The sequence below is a fragment of the Bremerella volcania genome, from assembly GCF_007748115.1.
In the GTDB taxonomy this organism is placed as follows: domain Bacteria; phylum Planctomycetota; class Planctomycetia; order Pirellulales; family Pirellulaceae; genus Bremerella; species Bremerella volcania.
On sequence record NZ_CP036289.1, the window covers coordinates 3,462,249 to 3,477,294 of the forward strand.

Annotated in this window: 11 protein-coding genes; all 11 read right to left on the reverse strand. The window is 52.1% G+C overall.

Annotated features, from left to right (window positions below; genetic code table 11):
- Positions 1-56 precede the first annotated feature (56 nt).
- Positions 57-1,529: a sulfatase gene (locus Pan97_RS13910; RefSeq protein ID WP_165698752.1), complete on the reverse strand. Its 1,473-nt coding sequence runs from the start codon at positions 1,527-1,529 to the stop codon at positions 57-59.
- 244 nt (positions 1,530-1,773) lie between these two features.
- The gene (locus tag Pan97_RS13915; protein WP_144973489.1) at positions 1,774-3,114 is read right to left on the reverse strand and encodes a sulfatase-like hydrolase/transferase; all 1,341 of its coding nucleotides are present in this window, start codon (positions 3,112-3,114) and stop codon (positions 1,774-1,776) included.
- A 235-nt stretch (positions 3,115-3,349) separates the two neighbouring features.
- Entirely contained in the window at positions 3,350-4,687 is a 1,338-nt protein-coding gene (locus Pan97_RS13920; protein WP_196782419.1) for a sulfatase-like hydrolase/transferase, read from the reverse strand.
- Positions 4,688-5,023: 336 nt separating this feature from the next.
- Positions 5,024-6,565, reverse strand: a complete 1,542-nt coding sequence (locus Pan97_RS13925) for a sulfatase (protein WP_196782103.1) — start codon at positions 6,563-6,565, stop codon at positions 5,024-5,026.
- 89 nt (positions 6,566-6,654) lie between these two features.
- Positions 6,655-8,082 carry a sulfatase gene (locus Pan97_RS13930; RefSeq protein ID WP_144973493.1) on the reverse strand — a complete coding sequence of 476 codons (1,428 nt, stop codon included), beginning with the start codon at positions 8,080-8,082 and terminating at the stop codon, positions 6,655-6,657.
- A gap of 60 nt (positions 8,083-8,142) precedes the next feature.
- Positions 8,143-8,859, reverse strand: coding sequence for a sialate O-acetylesterase (locus Pan97_RS13935; protein WP_144973495.1), 717 nt, complete (start codon positions 8,857-8,859; stop codon positions 8,143-8,145).
- A gap of 80 nt (positions 8,860-8,939) precedes the next feature.
- Positions 8,940-9,575 carry a 3-keto-disaccharide hydrolase gene (locus tag Pan97_RS13940; protein ID WP_144973497.1) on the reverse strand — a complete coding sequence of 212 codons (636 nt, stop codon included), beginning with the start codon at positions 9,573-9,575 and terminating at the stop codon, positions 8,940-8,942.
- Between the two features lie 126 nt (positions 9,576-9,701).
- On the reverse strand, positions 9,702-10,967 hold the full coding sequence (locus Pan97_RS13945) for a Gfo/Idh/MocA family protein (protein WP_144973498.1): 1,266 nt from the start codon (positions 10,965-10,967) through the stop codon (positions 9,702-9,704).
- 86 nt (positions 10,968-11,053) lie between these two features.
- Positions 11,054-12,502, reverse strand: a complete 1,449-nt coding sequence (locus tag Pan97_RS13950; protein ID WP_196782105.1) for a sulfatase family protein — start codon at positions 12,500-12,502, stop codon at positions 11,054-11,056.
- Positions 12,503-12,561: 59 nt separating this feature from the next.
- Positions 12,562-14,283, reverse strand: coding sequence for a LamG-like jellyroll fold domain-containing protein (locus Pan97_RS13955; RefSeq protein WP_144973501.1), 1,722 nt, complete (start codon positions 14,281-14,283; stop codon positions 12,562-12,564).
- Between the two features lie 5 nt (positions 14,284-14,288).
- A complete protein-coding gene (locus Pan97_RS13960; protein WP_144973503.1) occupies positions 14,289-14,801 on the reverse strand; it encodes a sigma-70 family RNA polymerase sigma factor in 513 nt (170 codons plus the stop codon).
- Positions 14,802-15,046: the final 245 nt, after the last annotated feature.

The following is a 15,046-nucleotide window of genomic DNA, read 5'->3' on the forward strand; positions in this document are numbered from 1 at the left end:
ACGAAAACACTATTGATCTACGTTGTTGCGTATCAGCGGCTTTTTAATTGGCCGTGCTAGTTGGAAGCACCATCTCTGGATGGAACACTACTCGCGTGAAACGCTTTGTGCCCCGTGGATCCCTCTCCGAGGATTGGATGACTGGTTTGCGGTAGGTGCTTACGATGCTGCTCGATCACCGTCTTCATCTCCGAGTGGCTAATGAGATTGTTCCACTCATGCGGATCGCTGTTGTGATCGTAGAACTCTTCACTCCCGTCGTTATAGCGGATAAAGCGGTATCTTTCCGAGCGTATGCTGCAGTTGCCGGGGCCAAAGCTGGTCCGAGCCATGTGGGGCCAATCTGCCTTCGGGTTTTTCAAGAGCGACAGCAGTGAATGCCCCTCAAGCCGTGAATCCGGTTTCAAACCGGATAATTCCAACAAAGTCGGGTAGATGTCTACGAGTTCTACCGGTTTCTTACATATCTGACCACTAGGTATTCCGGGACCAGCGATGATCAGTGGAACATGTGTCGAGTCTTCCCATAGTGAGCGTTTCGCCCAACGTTCCTTTTCCCCAAGGTGAAAACCATGGTCGGAAAACAACACGATATAAGTATTGTCAGCGTACGGGCTCGCTTCTAACGCATCTAAAACCTTGCCGACTTGCTCATCGACGAAGCTCACACAGGCCAGGTAGGATTGAACGAGCGGCTTCCACTGATTGTTTTCGCTTACCCAATCTTGCGTCGGGGCAATATGTTTAAGACGGGTCAGGTTGATGGCGTAAATTGAGAGGTCGTTTAAATCATCCTTGGGAACTGAAGGCAGTTGCATAGATTCAAGCGGGTACATGTCAAACCACTTCTGTGACGCATACTGGGGCACGTGGGGACGGTAGAAGCCAACTCCCAGAAAAAATGGCGTATCAAATTCCTTTTTCAGTTGCTGTGCTCCCCACTGTGCGATTCGATAGTCCGGCGTTTGCTCGTCTCTTTCCGGATAGACACCCCAGTCCCAAAGCTTCACTCCCTTAAAGGAGGAGAGTTTCTTCTTAGGTAGCGGACCGAATCCGCCGAATGATCCAGCGTAACTGGCGAAGTATTGCTTGTTCTCTGCATTGTGATACAGCTTTCCGGCAGCAGACACATCATAGCCTTCGTCATGGAACCGGATTGGCATCATCGTCCTTTCTTCTGCTACGGGCGATGTCGCGAAGGGCGGATTAAGAAAATAGATACCTGACGTCTCCGGATAGGTTGACGACATCATGCTCGCTCTGGACGGGTTACATACCGGCGACTGGCAATGAGCATTGGCAAAGAGAACCCCTTTCTTGGACAGACGATCGATGTTCGGCGTGGTTGCCTGAGGGTGTCCTCCAAGTACGCCTATCCAGTCATTCAGATCATCGACCGCGATCAGTAGGATGTTTGGTTTTTTCGATTTATCTGCCGCAGAAAGGTCCGTGCTGGCAACCATAAGGAAAACAGTGAACAAAGGGATACAGTATACAGAGACGCGTTTGTTTAAATGGCAGGGCTTCATGATCACAATCGTTACGTAAGATATTTGAACGAGCTTGAGCAAAGGCAGGCAAAATGGCGATGCCAACGGATCTTCGTCATCGTATTGTTATTCTAGGTCTGAATGCAATGAGAGAATTCGTGGCGATCTTCTTTGTATTCTGGTCCGATTTCACGACGATTCGGTTGCCGAAGTGGCCAATATGCTCGCCCTATCGTTGGGCGTTGCTTCGATAGGAAACGGACGATCAAGCAACGAGTCAGTGTTAGTCTTCCAAAATATACTCCTTCTCGATAGCCATGAATTCGTCAAGGGCCATCTGAAGCCGATCACGTTCGTCGCCATACTCGCCACGTGACGTCTTCTTCTCGAGGTAGCGTTCTTTATCTGATGTGATCGGAATGTCGTACAGCACGCCATCCTGGTTGATGCGGAAGCGTTGTTCCCGCACGAAGTATCCCTTGCCGTAGTTGATTAGCACGTGACGACGGTCTCGGCCGGCGGCCCCCGTCAGGTTATGCGACAGATCCATGCCATCGACCTGGCCTTCGAGTTTGATGCCTGCGACCGAAGTAATGGTAGGCAGCACGTCGACGAGGCAAAATAGTTCATCACGCACGCCTGGTTCAATCGTGTTCGGCCACCATGCCAGCAACGGCACTCGCGTCCCTGCTTCGGTCATTGTTGCCTTACCGCCTCTTATGGACATGTCAGGCAACCTGCTGGTGATTCGGTGATCGGTGCCATTGTCGCCGGTGAACAAGACCAGCGTGTTCTTCTCAAGTCTGTGCTCTTTGAGTTTGGAAAGGATCTTGCCAACGATATTGTCCATGTAGGTAATCATGTGACCGTATGCTTGAGTTGGCTTATCGAGATCATCCGTATACTTGCTTCGTGCAGGCTCTTCCAGCTTCGGTGGATGAACGAAAGGAGAATGCACTAGCGCCATCGGATAATAGATGAAAAATGGCTTGTCCTTGTTCTGGTCAATGAAGTTCAGCAGATAATTGCTGTAGTGGTCTGGACCAAAGTCCGTCTCGGCTCCCTCAATAACCTTGCCGTCTTGGTATAAATGAGGACTGTAGTAACGGCTGGTCTTCTCGCCGTCGTAGAGCCAGGTCCACATGCAATAATGATCGAAGCCGTGCTCGATCGGCTGGTTGGGGAACTCATCGAACTTTCCGAGCTGCCACTTCCCGGCAATGGCCGTCTGGTAGCCGGCGTCATGGAAGTAGTGCCCGAATGTCCTGATACTCGCAGGCATACGAACACCTTCACGCTTGCCTATCAATGCCTGGAACCCTGTACGGTTTGGGTACAGCCCGCTCATGATCATCACGCGAGTCGGAGTGCAGAGCGGAGTCGCGTAAGCGTTATTGAAACGGACTCCCTCGTTCGCCATCCGATCAAGGTTAGGTGTGGTGTAAATCGTACTGCCGTAACAACCCAAACCTTCGGCACCGATGTCGTCGGCCATGATCAGAATAATGTTGGGCCGATCCGCGCCCTGCGCGATACCTGCAAGCAAAATAGACGTGAGCATTACACACATCGCCAGCTTGGTGACTAGCGTGGTAATCTGAGCGAGACTCTTGGCTCGTCTCATGATGTTAAACTCCTTCGTTCAACATTGAATTCCATCAATCACGGATGACTTTTCTTGATATCTGCGCCCCCAATCCGGTCGGGGCGACCAACGGAAGTCCCGGAATTAGTGGCAAAATGCCTGGCGGAGGAATTCGATTTCGTACGCAGACATCAAAAGATCATTTACAATCAATTGCGGCATGTTCATCGATGAGTCAACGGCGCGTTGAAAGCATCGACAGTACGACCTTACGTCACATCTGCTGCGTTTCCATTTTCCTTTCTTTCCTTCGAGTTTCTGAAGCGTGATCATCGGGAAGACGTCCAATCGGTCGACTGTTGGCTTCGAGTTCCTCGACCGCTAACTCCATCCTGCGTTGCAAGTCTGCGACGATTTCAGGATGGTCGGCCGAAACGTCACGGGTCTCTCCCGGATCGGCTTCCAGGTCAAATAGCGATCCCGCCCGAGCTGATGGTCGTTTACCTTCTCGGCCGCTCTTACCACCCGGATTTAATTCGCGAACTAGCAGTTTCCATCGTCCGTGACGAATCACAGAACCGGGAACAATGAATGACTCGTGAATGGGTGTCCTAACGTCTGCGCCCTTGAGGTACGGCAGAATGTTTCGACCGTCAATGACTCGGTCGACCGGCGGGTCGACTCCAGCGATCGCACAGAACGTCGGCAACAAGTCGATGATCCCAGTGATCTGACCGCAGTTTGCACCCGGTGTAATGGTGCCCGGCCAATGCATGATGCACGGAACGCGTATCCCACCCTCGAAATCGGTCCACTTACCGTCGCGAAACGGGCCAGCATCGCCGCCATTTATGCCGAGTACCGGACCGTTATCCGAGGCAAAGATGAATAGTGTTTTCTCCGTCAAGCCTTGTTCTTCGAGAGTTCTCATGAGTTCACCGACCTGCCAGTCGATTTCGCGAATCACATCACCGTAGGTACCTCGCTGTGATGTCCCTTGAAAACGTTCATTAGGGATCCACGGAGTGTGTGGCAGCGGAGATGCATAGTAAAGAAAGAATGGACGCTCATTGTTTTCCTTGATGAAGCCGATTGCCGCGTCGAGCAGTTTCGGCGAATGCTCCCCGTCGGTCTTTCGCTTGATGGATTCCACACGGTTCAGGTTCCTGTATATGCCGGTGCCCTGATCGAGATCAATCATGAATCCGTAGAAGAAGTCGAAGCCATGACGAGTTGGATTAAATGTGTCCCATTCTCCGAGATGCCACTTCCCAACGATTCCCGTGGTGTAGCCTGCGGATTTCAACAGCTCTGGCGTCGTTACCTCGTCCGCGTTAATTCCTATGCGGTCTTTGTTATAAATGACTTTGGTACAGCCAGCGCGATGCGCGTGCGAGCCCGTCATCAATGCCAGTCGAGTTGGCGAACAGCGCTGATGCACATAAAAGTCGGTGAACTTCATCCCTTGCTTACATAGTTGGTCAATGTTCGGAGTCTCGAGAGACTCGGATCCGAAGCAACCAAGATCGCCGTAGCCTTGATCATCTGTCAAAAAGACAACAATGTTTGGCCGGTCGGCTGCTATGGCCAACTTTCCACTGAAGATCAACATTGCGCAAAGGAAGACCTGTGAAGTGCAAACCAAAATCTTACGCAAGACCTCTTCTCTTTTTGCTTTCATCGTGTGCGGGCTATCTCCTAATGGGCATTATGGTAAGGTGTGACAACCTCATCTTGGCTCAGCCTTCTATCGAAGAGAGCCAGCTGACCGATTCGGCCATTCCGCACTTTTTTTGATCCCGCAACGGTGCCAAGCTAGGCAGTATCCCAGTCAAGTCACCTGTCGTCATAAAGCTGCAGTCGCTAACCATCAATCGTGACGACAGCGTTGCGCCCACTTTCCGCGGGATCCCTTTCGCTAATCTACTTCTTGTGCGACGAACCATATCTATTTTGGATCGGTATATGGCAGATATTTGGGCGGGGGCAAATAGTTTCCTTTGCCTCTTTCCCAGTAAAAAGTATCTCCATCGATCACGAGATCTTTTCGAGGGTTAAGTTTAGGTGCTGGCGAAGCAAATGCTGCGGGGGCACGCTCTCGCATTTCTGTCTTCTTGGCGGTGAACGCAGGGTCGCCGGCTAGATTGTGCCATTCATTGGGGTCGGACTTCAGATCATACAGCTCTTCACCATCGTTGCCATAACTGATATACCGCCAGTCGCGGTTGATAATGGCGAACTCACCGGGATTCATATGCGGAAGCAGCACATTTCGATCTTTCGCGGAAGTTGGATCTGCGAGAACCCTTGCCTGAGACACGCCCTCTAGGGATTGGTGTGGCTGGGGCAATCCACAAAGGTCGACTAGTGTCGGATAGATATCGATCAAGCTGACGGTGGCATCCGGCTCTTGTCCTTGTGCGATGCCTGGGCCGGCCCAGACAAATGGGACATTAGAGGTCCGTTCCCAAAGCGTATGCTTTCCCCAGTCTCCCTTCTCGCCATGGTGGTAACCGTGGTCGCTCCACAGCACCACGATTGTGTTTTCCGCATAGCGACTCGCATCCAGGGCATCCAATACCCGTCCCATCATCGCATCGGCGTAGCTGATGCAAGCCAGATATCCAAGGATGGCATCGTCAACAGCATCCAGTTCTTCCAGCTTCTGATGAATTCGAGAACGGGCCGTCTTCATTCGCTTTATCTTCAGAGGCAGGTCCTCAAGGTCATCTGTCTTGTATGGAGGAAGCTCGATGGATTTAGGATCGTAAAGGTCAAAGTATTTCTGCGGGCAGTAATTTGGATAGTGAGGAGCATAGATCCCCACTGCCAGAAAGAAAGGTTGCTCGTGTTTTTCGTGAAGCTTTGCTACGGCCCAGTTGATTCGCTGGGTATCGGCCATTTGTTCTTCCCGATCATTCGGGATGCCAGCCCATTCCAGGAAGAGTCCTCCAGTAATCTCTTGGCCTCGGTTGTAGATACTATTGGGAAATGGCATGGGAAAAGGCGTATCTTCACCCCACGAATCCAGATCCCAACCTCGTTTACGCTGAGTCTGGCTTCTCAAGTAGAATTCATCCCAGCCGCGTTTGTCGACCAAACCAACGGGATGATGAAACAACTTGCCAGCGCCAAGCGTCTTGTAACCAGCCTTGGAAAAGCTGACTTGCAGCGGCTCAATTTCAGGGTGTTCAACGAAGTAGGTCGCTTCTTGATAACAACCGGTCGTCGATGCATATTGCCCGGTGAAAATAGCCGCACGGCTTGGGGCACAGAACACGCCGGCTGTATGCGCATTGGTGAAATTGACTCCCCGGGCAGCCAACCGATCGATATTCGGTGTGATCGCCTGAGGCGTCGAATCCAAGCATCCGACCCAGTCGTTCATATCATCGACTGCCAGAAATAATACATTGGGCTTCTTATCTGCCGCGTACACCGGAAGACAGAAAGATAGCCCGAAAAGCAAGCCGAGAAATATCCGCATCATGGAAACACTGCTTTGAATAGGTCGTATTGACGGGTTATGGTTCGTAAGACTGAAGGAAGTAAATGACCTGAAAACCACTGATCGCAACCCTATTTCCTTCGCACGTGCGGCAGAGGCTTTGCCATCTCAGTAAGACTTGGCAAAGCGTTTCGCAACGCCTCGATGGTGCTGGCGAAGCGAGTATTGTCGATTTCGTTGGTCCACTCGTGTGGGTCTTGGGCCGAGTCGTAGAACTCTTCCTGCCCGTCGCCATAGCGGATGTACCTTCCTTGGTCATTGCGGATGGTGATGTAACCCTGCGAAGAATCTCCACTGAGACAGGTCACTGCAGTGCTTTGCCAGGGGGCGTTCGGATCCTTGAGCAGAGGCACAAGCGACTTTCCGTCGATGTAATCAGGTGCTTCCGTCCCGCACACTTCGGCTAATGTGGGGTAGATGTCTTGAAGCGAAACAAAACGCTCACTTGGCTGCCCTTGTGGTGTCATACCTGGCACGCGAATCATCAGCAGGCTATGGGTTCCTTCTTCCCAAAGGGTAGCTTTTTGCCAGTGATGTTTCTCGCCCAGATGAAAGCCATGATCCGTCAATAACACAACGATCGTATTGTCCTTGTGCGGACTTTCATCCAGCGCATTGAGAACACGTCCGATTTGAGCGTCGGCGTAAGCAATCGTCGCCAGGTAGGCCTGGACCGCTTCCTTATGTAGGCCATGCTCGAGAACGGCATCCACAAAGCGACTCTTGCCTTCGGTAAGAGCTTTTCCCAAGGGGGGCACATCGTCCAGATCGTCCTTCTTCAACTCAGGTGTTGCGATCTCCGAAATGGGAAACATGTCAAAGTATTTCTGCGGGACATACCACGGCATATGCGGATTAAATGTCCCAAAGGCAATGAAAAATGGTTTGTCGTGTTGGCGTTGTAGCTCGGTGATCGCAGCATCGGCGTTCTTCGAGTCATTCATTTGTGCTTCAGGCAGATGAATGGGGCCCCAGTCCTGCTCTCCCTTACCAACGGCGGTCAAAGGGGCTCCCGGCGGCGCTGGATCTCGCTTATGTCCCAATCGGACATCCCAATGTTCACGTTGATCCCAGCCGTGCGTGATCTTTCCGAAAGAGGCCGTGTGGTAACCGGCCTTTTTAAACATGCCGGCAAGCGACAACGCTTCGTTGAGTGGCTTGCTATCACGAACCTGCAAGGCATTATGGTAATGCCCTGATTTCCACGGGCTGACGCCAGAGAAGAATGCCGTACGCGAGGGAGAACAGACCGGCGCCGCCGTGTACGCCCGGGTGAAATTCACGCCACTTTGGGCCAACCGATCGATGTTCGGCGCGTTCACTTTACCTTGATAACGCGTTGCGTCGCCCAGCGGCCAGCTGTTCATGTCATCGGCAACAAGGAACAGTACGTTTGGCTTGGTCTTGGCTTCGTCGGCATACAACGATCTTTCTGCTAAAAGCTGGGCCCAAGCCGCGGCCAGACAGCAAACGAAAAGACTTATCTTTACGGATCTCATGGATTGCTCGCTCTCATTGTTTGACAACTTGCTTCTCATAAACACAGGATGGCAACGGCCCTATTTGACAAACTCTTTGACCTTCTCGACATACCGCTTGGCAAGTTGGTCATATCCGGCCATCGAGTAGTGAAGATGGTTACTCCCTTTCAGTGGCGTACCGTCTCGATCTTTGTTGTCATCATTAAGATCATCGGTATTGACCCATGCACTTCGAGGGCCTGCTTCGCCCAGCTTCTGCTGGACCTCCCGAATCTTGTCCCAGTCTTTCCTCCCTAACCCCCAGTCGCTCAATCGGCCAATGACGTAGTTGACCTCTTGGGCGTTCAAGTCTCTCTTAATTTGCTCCAGCATGCCAAGAAAAGCTTTCTCGTATTGGTCGGAAAGATGTTCCTTCGCATCACGCTCTCCCTGCATCCAGATCAGGGTGACGGATTGGATTGATTTGCCATGGATGGCCACCTTCGTCGTTTTCATCAGCGACTCATACAGATCACCTATTTCAGCCGAATTCTGGTCTCCAGTGACCTTCCAATCTTTATACCAGCGGCGGATCGGCTGCCCTCTCTTGGCGACTTTCACGACCACAATATTGTCCGCACCGAAGTGCTTCTTCAGTTCTAGGGTGAAGACCCGGTCAGGGTCCAGGTTGGCCATGTTGGACTGCCCCGACAAAAGGAACAGGTGGACGGCAGGCGCGTCGACTGCCAACGCCGAGGAAGTACAACCGAAGAGAAGTCCGACGACGAGCACGCTCATCAATTCAAGATGTTTCATAAATGGCGGACCCTATCAGGAAAATCACTTCCTTCATTGCCACAGCACATAGCAGGATCTTCGACATGGCGGCCTGAGTGCTACTGTTTGACTTCGCGGATGCGAATGTTCCGAAAGGAAACATGACGGACCTTTTCCTCAGGGTTCTTCACCCCATGGACTTGCAGCGCCACGACCCCACGAGGATACTTTTTGTACGCTTCTTGGTTCACCAAGTCGGAGACGATCTCTCCATTAATCCAAGTCTGAATGCGAGGACCGACTGCTAGAACGCGAACCTTGTTCCACTGACCGTTCTTCATGAGATCGTGGCTCTTCAACGCCTCCTTGGGAGTAAACCATCCTCGATTACCTTGCCCATAGATGTAGCCGGAGCGACCAGGCGACTTCCCTAAATCGACTTGCGGTCCATGCACCGAGAACCTCGACTCGCCCTTATCATTCAGTCGGGACAAACTCGTTCGGATCTGTACGCCTGAGTTGAAGTCGGTATCGTGAAGCATGACATCGAACTCGAGCTCGAAGTCAGCGAACTCTTTCTCCGTGTACAAAAACCGCGTCTGGCCGGAACTCGATCCTACGATCAAGCTGTCCTCAAGGGCAAACTGATCGTTGTCCTGAGAACGCGTCCACCCCTCGAGACTGGTCCCATCAAACAATACTTGCCAGTCGGCTGCCTGGAGAGAGCCGCCACTCACAATCAAGGTGAAGGCCATTAACGCAATCCAGAAACTTGCAAGACGCGAGTTCCTGAGCCAAACGAGATGGCAACCTACTCTATGCAACATGAATTCTACTCCGATGGAAACAGGATGGATTTACATTGGCGTGGGCTCGGCGATTTATACCTGAGGCAAAGCGAACTGCGGTCGTCGTACCTTATCCAGTAACTTGTTCGCTTCCGGGTCGCCAGCAATTTGTTCCGTCGCGGCATCCCAATCGATTGGTCTACCCACGATTCGGCAGATATTGATGAGGTGAGAAACACTTGTCACCAGGTGGCCAACCTCAACCGGGGCGTTAGGTTCTTCGCGAGACTGGACGCAATCTAGCCAATTGGCAACATGGCTCTCGGTGTCTTGTCCTTCAAACGCGGGCAATAATCCCTTCGGATTGCATGCGAATCGCCCGCGGTTGATTTCCATCTTTGCTTTATCACCGATAAAGATGCCACCAAACGCAGGGCCTCCGTCACTTTCTAGGCGAATGACGGTACCGTCGGGGTAGTACAACCGGACTCCTCGCTCCCAGTAGTTGTCTGCGGCAAGTGTTGGTTCGATCCGCTTGGGAGCGACGTTTTCCCACCCCATGGCCAAATGCACCATGTCGAGCGCATGGGCGCCACGATCGCAGATGGTTCCGCCAGTGAACGGATCGTATTTCCGCCATCGGCGGTGCAGGTCAACGTTGTATGGCATGAGGGGGGCCTGGGCACAAAACCGGTCCCAATTCATGCCTTCTGGAATTGCTTGCATTTCCAAACCATCGGCAGGGCGTGAGCCAGGCATATTCTTGACCAGAATGGTATGAACCTTGCCAAGTCCCCCCTCTCGAACAAACTTGCAGGCATAAAGATTGATCGCGGTACTTCGCTGCTGGGTTCCCACTTGTAAGATACGGTCATGCTTACGAACCGCTTTTACTAGGGCACGACCTTCGGGAATCGTGTAGCTCAGCGGCTTTTCGGCGTAGATATCCAATCCGTGCTGACATGCCAGCACGGCGGCTCGTACGCGAGCATGATCAGGCGTCGCGATGATGACGGCATCCAAGTCGTCCGAGGCGAGCAGATCCTCGTAATTCTGATAGACATTCCACTTTGGGTCGGCCTTGATGTTCTGACGATGCTCGTTAGCCAAAAGGTCTACCTGCGGCAGATAACAATCGCAAACCGATACCAGTTCGGCTCGGCTTCCTTCGCGTGAGAGTGCTCTTGTTAGCCATTTAGCGCGATTTCCAGCACCGATCAGTCCGACGCGGATCTTGCCGTTGGCACCAGTACGGCCCGGTGCGGCAAGAACATGGGCGGGAATGATTGTGGGAAGTGCCAAAGTCGTTGCGGCTCCGGCGGTCTTCAAAAAAATACGGCGGGTGGTTTTGAAGGTCATATAAGGAGAAGTCCGTTGGTTGGGGCTATGGAGTGAAGAGGCGCCTATGTCGGCTTACATATGGAGCTCTGTTTTATTCAAGCAGATTATTCTTCCTCGTCCTCTTCGTTGATTTTCCAATTGAAATCAGGCTTTAATTTGGCGAAGGTCGGCAGATGCGGCTGGTAGGATTCCATCTCAAACCAGCGCTCATGTCGACGAGGCTGAAGCACTGTTCCCTCGGGGTAATCACCGCCTTCGGCACTCTTCTCAATTGATTCCAGCATTTCGGCGATTTCGGACTTCATCGCCTCGAAACGCGCAGGATGTTCCGCGGATACGTCCTTGGTTTCGCCTGGATCTGCTGCCAAGTCAAATAGTTTCCAAGGGCTGTTTCGCTTGCCAGCACTCCATAGCTTGAAGTCTCCGTCAATCAGGGCGAGTGCCTTGGCGGTAAACGGAATCGAGTGCTGTCGCTGGGGAGTTTGGCCATCGAACAGCGAGGCAATGCTTTCGCCATCGCGCACCTCGAACTGGGAATCGCTGGGGAGATCCAGCAGGTCAACGATCGTCGGCATGATATCCATAGTCGACGCAGGAAAATCCGTGACGGTCGGCTTAATGTGGCCTGGCCATTCGATGATCCCAGGCACGCGAATCCCTCCCTCGAGCAAACTTCCCTTGTTCCCTTGCAAATGGCCAACACTGTCGGGATCGTCTGGCAGGCCGCCGTTGTCGCTGCAGTACCATACGATCGTATCTTCTTCGATCTTTAAGTTGCGCAGGCCTTGTCGCAGCATGCCAATACTGCGGTCGATAGCCACAATCTCGCCCAGGTGATTCGCAAGTCGATCGCGCTTCGTTTCCGGAAACCCTGCTCTGTCCTGCGCGTCGGCGACGAAGGGAAAGTGGGGAGAGCCGTACCAGATAACAGCTAGAAAAGGCCCGTTTTGCCGTTTCATGAATTGGAGAGCCTCGCTAACCAGCAAAATGGACGAATCTCCCTCCATTGCGACAAACTCACCGTTGTGACTCATGAGGGGATCTCGATCGAAAAAGTTCGTGACCGAGAGCCATTCATCAAAACCGTAGTGCCCCGGATGATTTGGATCGTCTTTCAAGATGGGAACGCCCGGTCCCCCCACTCCATTGAGATGCCATTTGCCAAAATGGGCGGTCGCATACCCTGCTCGCTTAAGAGCCTGTGGCAAGGTCTTCTCCTGTAAACACAGGCGATTTCCGATCGCTGGCACTCCTGTTCGTTGCGGGGTTCGTCCGGTCAACACCGAGGCCCGCGTCGGCGAACATGTGGAAGCGGCAGCGTAGAAGCGATTGAATCTTATCCCCGAGTCAGCCATCGCATCGAAATTCGGTGTCCGTAGATGTGGATGGCCGTTGTAGCCCATTTGCCCCCACCCTTGATCATCTGCCATGACAAGAACAATGTTCGGTCGCGTTTCTGCAACGGTCAAAGCTCCACCGAGCGTAAGCCACGCGAGAACCGTCATTGCGGCGTTGACCCATGGTTTCATCGAAATCACAGGAGGACAATTCATGAAGAGCTCGATATATGTTGAGTGACGAGTGAAATGCTATTTTGTGCGTTGAAGCAAGACTAGTTGTTCTGGACGATTGAATCTCGACGATCCATTGAAGCACGGCCGACCGAATGCAGTTGCTTGATTTCCTCAGCGGAAAGGGACTTGTGGATAATTGCCAGGTGGTCGATTCTTCCGTCCCAAAAGCTGTTGTGGTTAACCGCTGGCTTCATGGACTGCTCTCCGAGCTTGGTACCAATCGCCAGTGTTTTGATGTCGGGATTCCCTTTCATCCCTTCGCATTCCGATCGCGCGACGAGTTCACCATTGCGATAGAGAGTCAGGTGCCGCTCATCGACCACGAGCGCAACGTGATGCCACTGGTAAAGCGGAAGCGGCTTGGATTCGATGGCGAACACTTCGCGGTCGGTCTGGTCATTGATCGACGCTTCCAGGTTTCCACTAAACTGATACAAACCAAAATGAAACTCCCCGCGTGATTTTGGGTCGTCGTTGTGCCCCCAGTTCTTCGCAATACTTCCCCAGCAGGGGCGACTTTCCGCGTAGATCCAAGCAGTGACCGTCAAATGATTGCCGGGCGCCTTGGGATAATCAGCCGCGACTGCGTATGTGCGGCCAATCATTCCATCCATATGAAAAGACGTTCCTCCGTTAAAGCCCGGTGCCCAATGGTTATGGGGATGTCGCGATTGGACAATCTTGGCGTGGTATTGATCTTCGATAGCGTTATATAGCGTCCGACCGTCGCCCTGGTCGGACATCTCGTAATAGATGGCCGGGTTGTGCTCGAGAACTAACTCGCGATAGGCCTGTGAAGGAGAAGCGAGAGAACGAATAAACCGTTTCAAATCGACATCAATGCCTGCCGGCGTGGACGTTGCATGGTCAAGCCGAGTCGCTTCTCCTTGCGATAGTCGAAGCTGATAGGGGCTTAGCTTTGGACGAAGCGATACCTTACCGGTAAAGACGTGAAATTCGTCCTGCTTGACGCTATCAGCTGCCACCTCGACCGCGAACTCCGTGCCGAGATCTTTGGCGAGACTACTTGGCGTTTCCACAACAAATCCGTGAGACTGTGGCGTCGGACAATGTACGTTGATTCGTCCCTCTTGGAGAAACAGATGCTTGCCACTGATCAGCCGGAATTGAGCCGGAGACTGTAGTATTACCTTCGCCCCACTCTCGTAAAGAAGTTCTAGGTTCCCTTCATCGACGAAGTAGTCCCCTGCTGAAAGATCATCGGTAGATACCTGGCTGAAGCTGTCGTGTTCCCGGATTCTTAAAACGGCCTGAGTGCGATGCGTAATTTGGCAGAGCACTGCTCCCGAGGGAGCGAGGGCGTTGCCCTCACCTGAATTCGGGAGAGGGTCCGTCGTCGGGCGTTCGCCAATCTGGTTCGCCAACTTGGTACCCGATTGAACTTTTTCGCGCTCCGTTTGTGCACCGATTAAATATCCGATTGCAAGCAAACAAGAGACAGCAATCAACGACGCCGCAATCACGCGGTAATCATGCCAGCTACTCAACCGATCAGAAACAGATGCCGGAGTTGTGCTTGGCGGAAGGGTCGCCAGTCGGGAAATCGCTTCGGCATCGCCAAAACCACCAAAGCGATCTTTCAACATTGATTCTGCTTCAACGTGGTCGAGATAGCGTTCAAGGACTGTCGAGTCGTTTTGAATCAGTTCACCGAGTCGCCCCATATCTGCGTCGTTTAATTCACCTCGATCCATCTTCAGAAGCAACCGATTCAGTTCGTCGTGATGTTGATCAGTCATTTGAATCAAAGTCCCTTGCTCACTTGGAGTGAAACGCACTCAATCAACTTATTTTTGATTCGGAAAATCAGTTGCCCAATAGCGTTCTGATTTCGATTCAAATCGAGAGCAATTTTCTTTAACGAATCGCCATCGAAGTAGCGGCGTCTTACGACATCTTGCGAACGATCTGGAAGCTCTTCGAGGCAGTTCTTCAAGTGGTTCATCTTCTCTTCGTAGTCGTCCATCCTCTCCTGGACCCGCTTGCCGATTAATTCCAATAGATCGTGGTCGAATACAAGGCGATCCTTGAGCCGCTTCTGCCGAAAGGCCATGACTTGAAAATTGGCAATGCGGATCGCCCAGGCATGAAAGTTCGTGCCAATCTGAAACTCAGAAGCCTTACGCCAAATCACGACGTTCGTCTCTTGAAGTACTTCGTTCGCTTCATCATGATTGGCAAGCATTCCCAAGATGTAACCATATAGCCAACCTTGACTTTCAGTGATAAGGCTTAGGAATTCATCTTCTTCGTTCATGCAATTTGGGGGCTAACATAGCGCTAGGATGGGGCATTCATAATTGAAATAAGACGGCGAACGCGAATTTTACGCTTTAATAAACAAATTTCGCGAGGAATCTCAGAATCGCCCCCTAATTAGCTCCGCAGAGGCACGGCGAAGCCACGACTGCTTGTCGGAGAGCTCATTTCAAACCCTGAAAATTAAGCGGCGCGAGGCAAATTTGGCCTATCCACGCCTTCTTTGATTGCAGGATCTTTAGT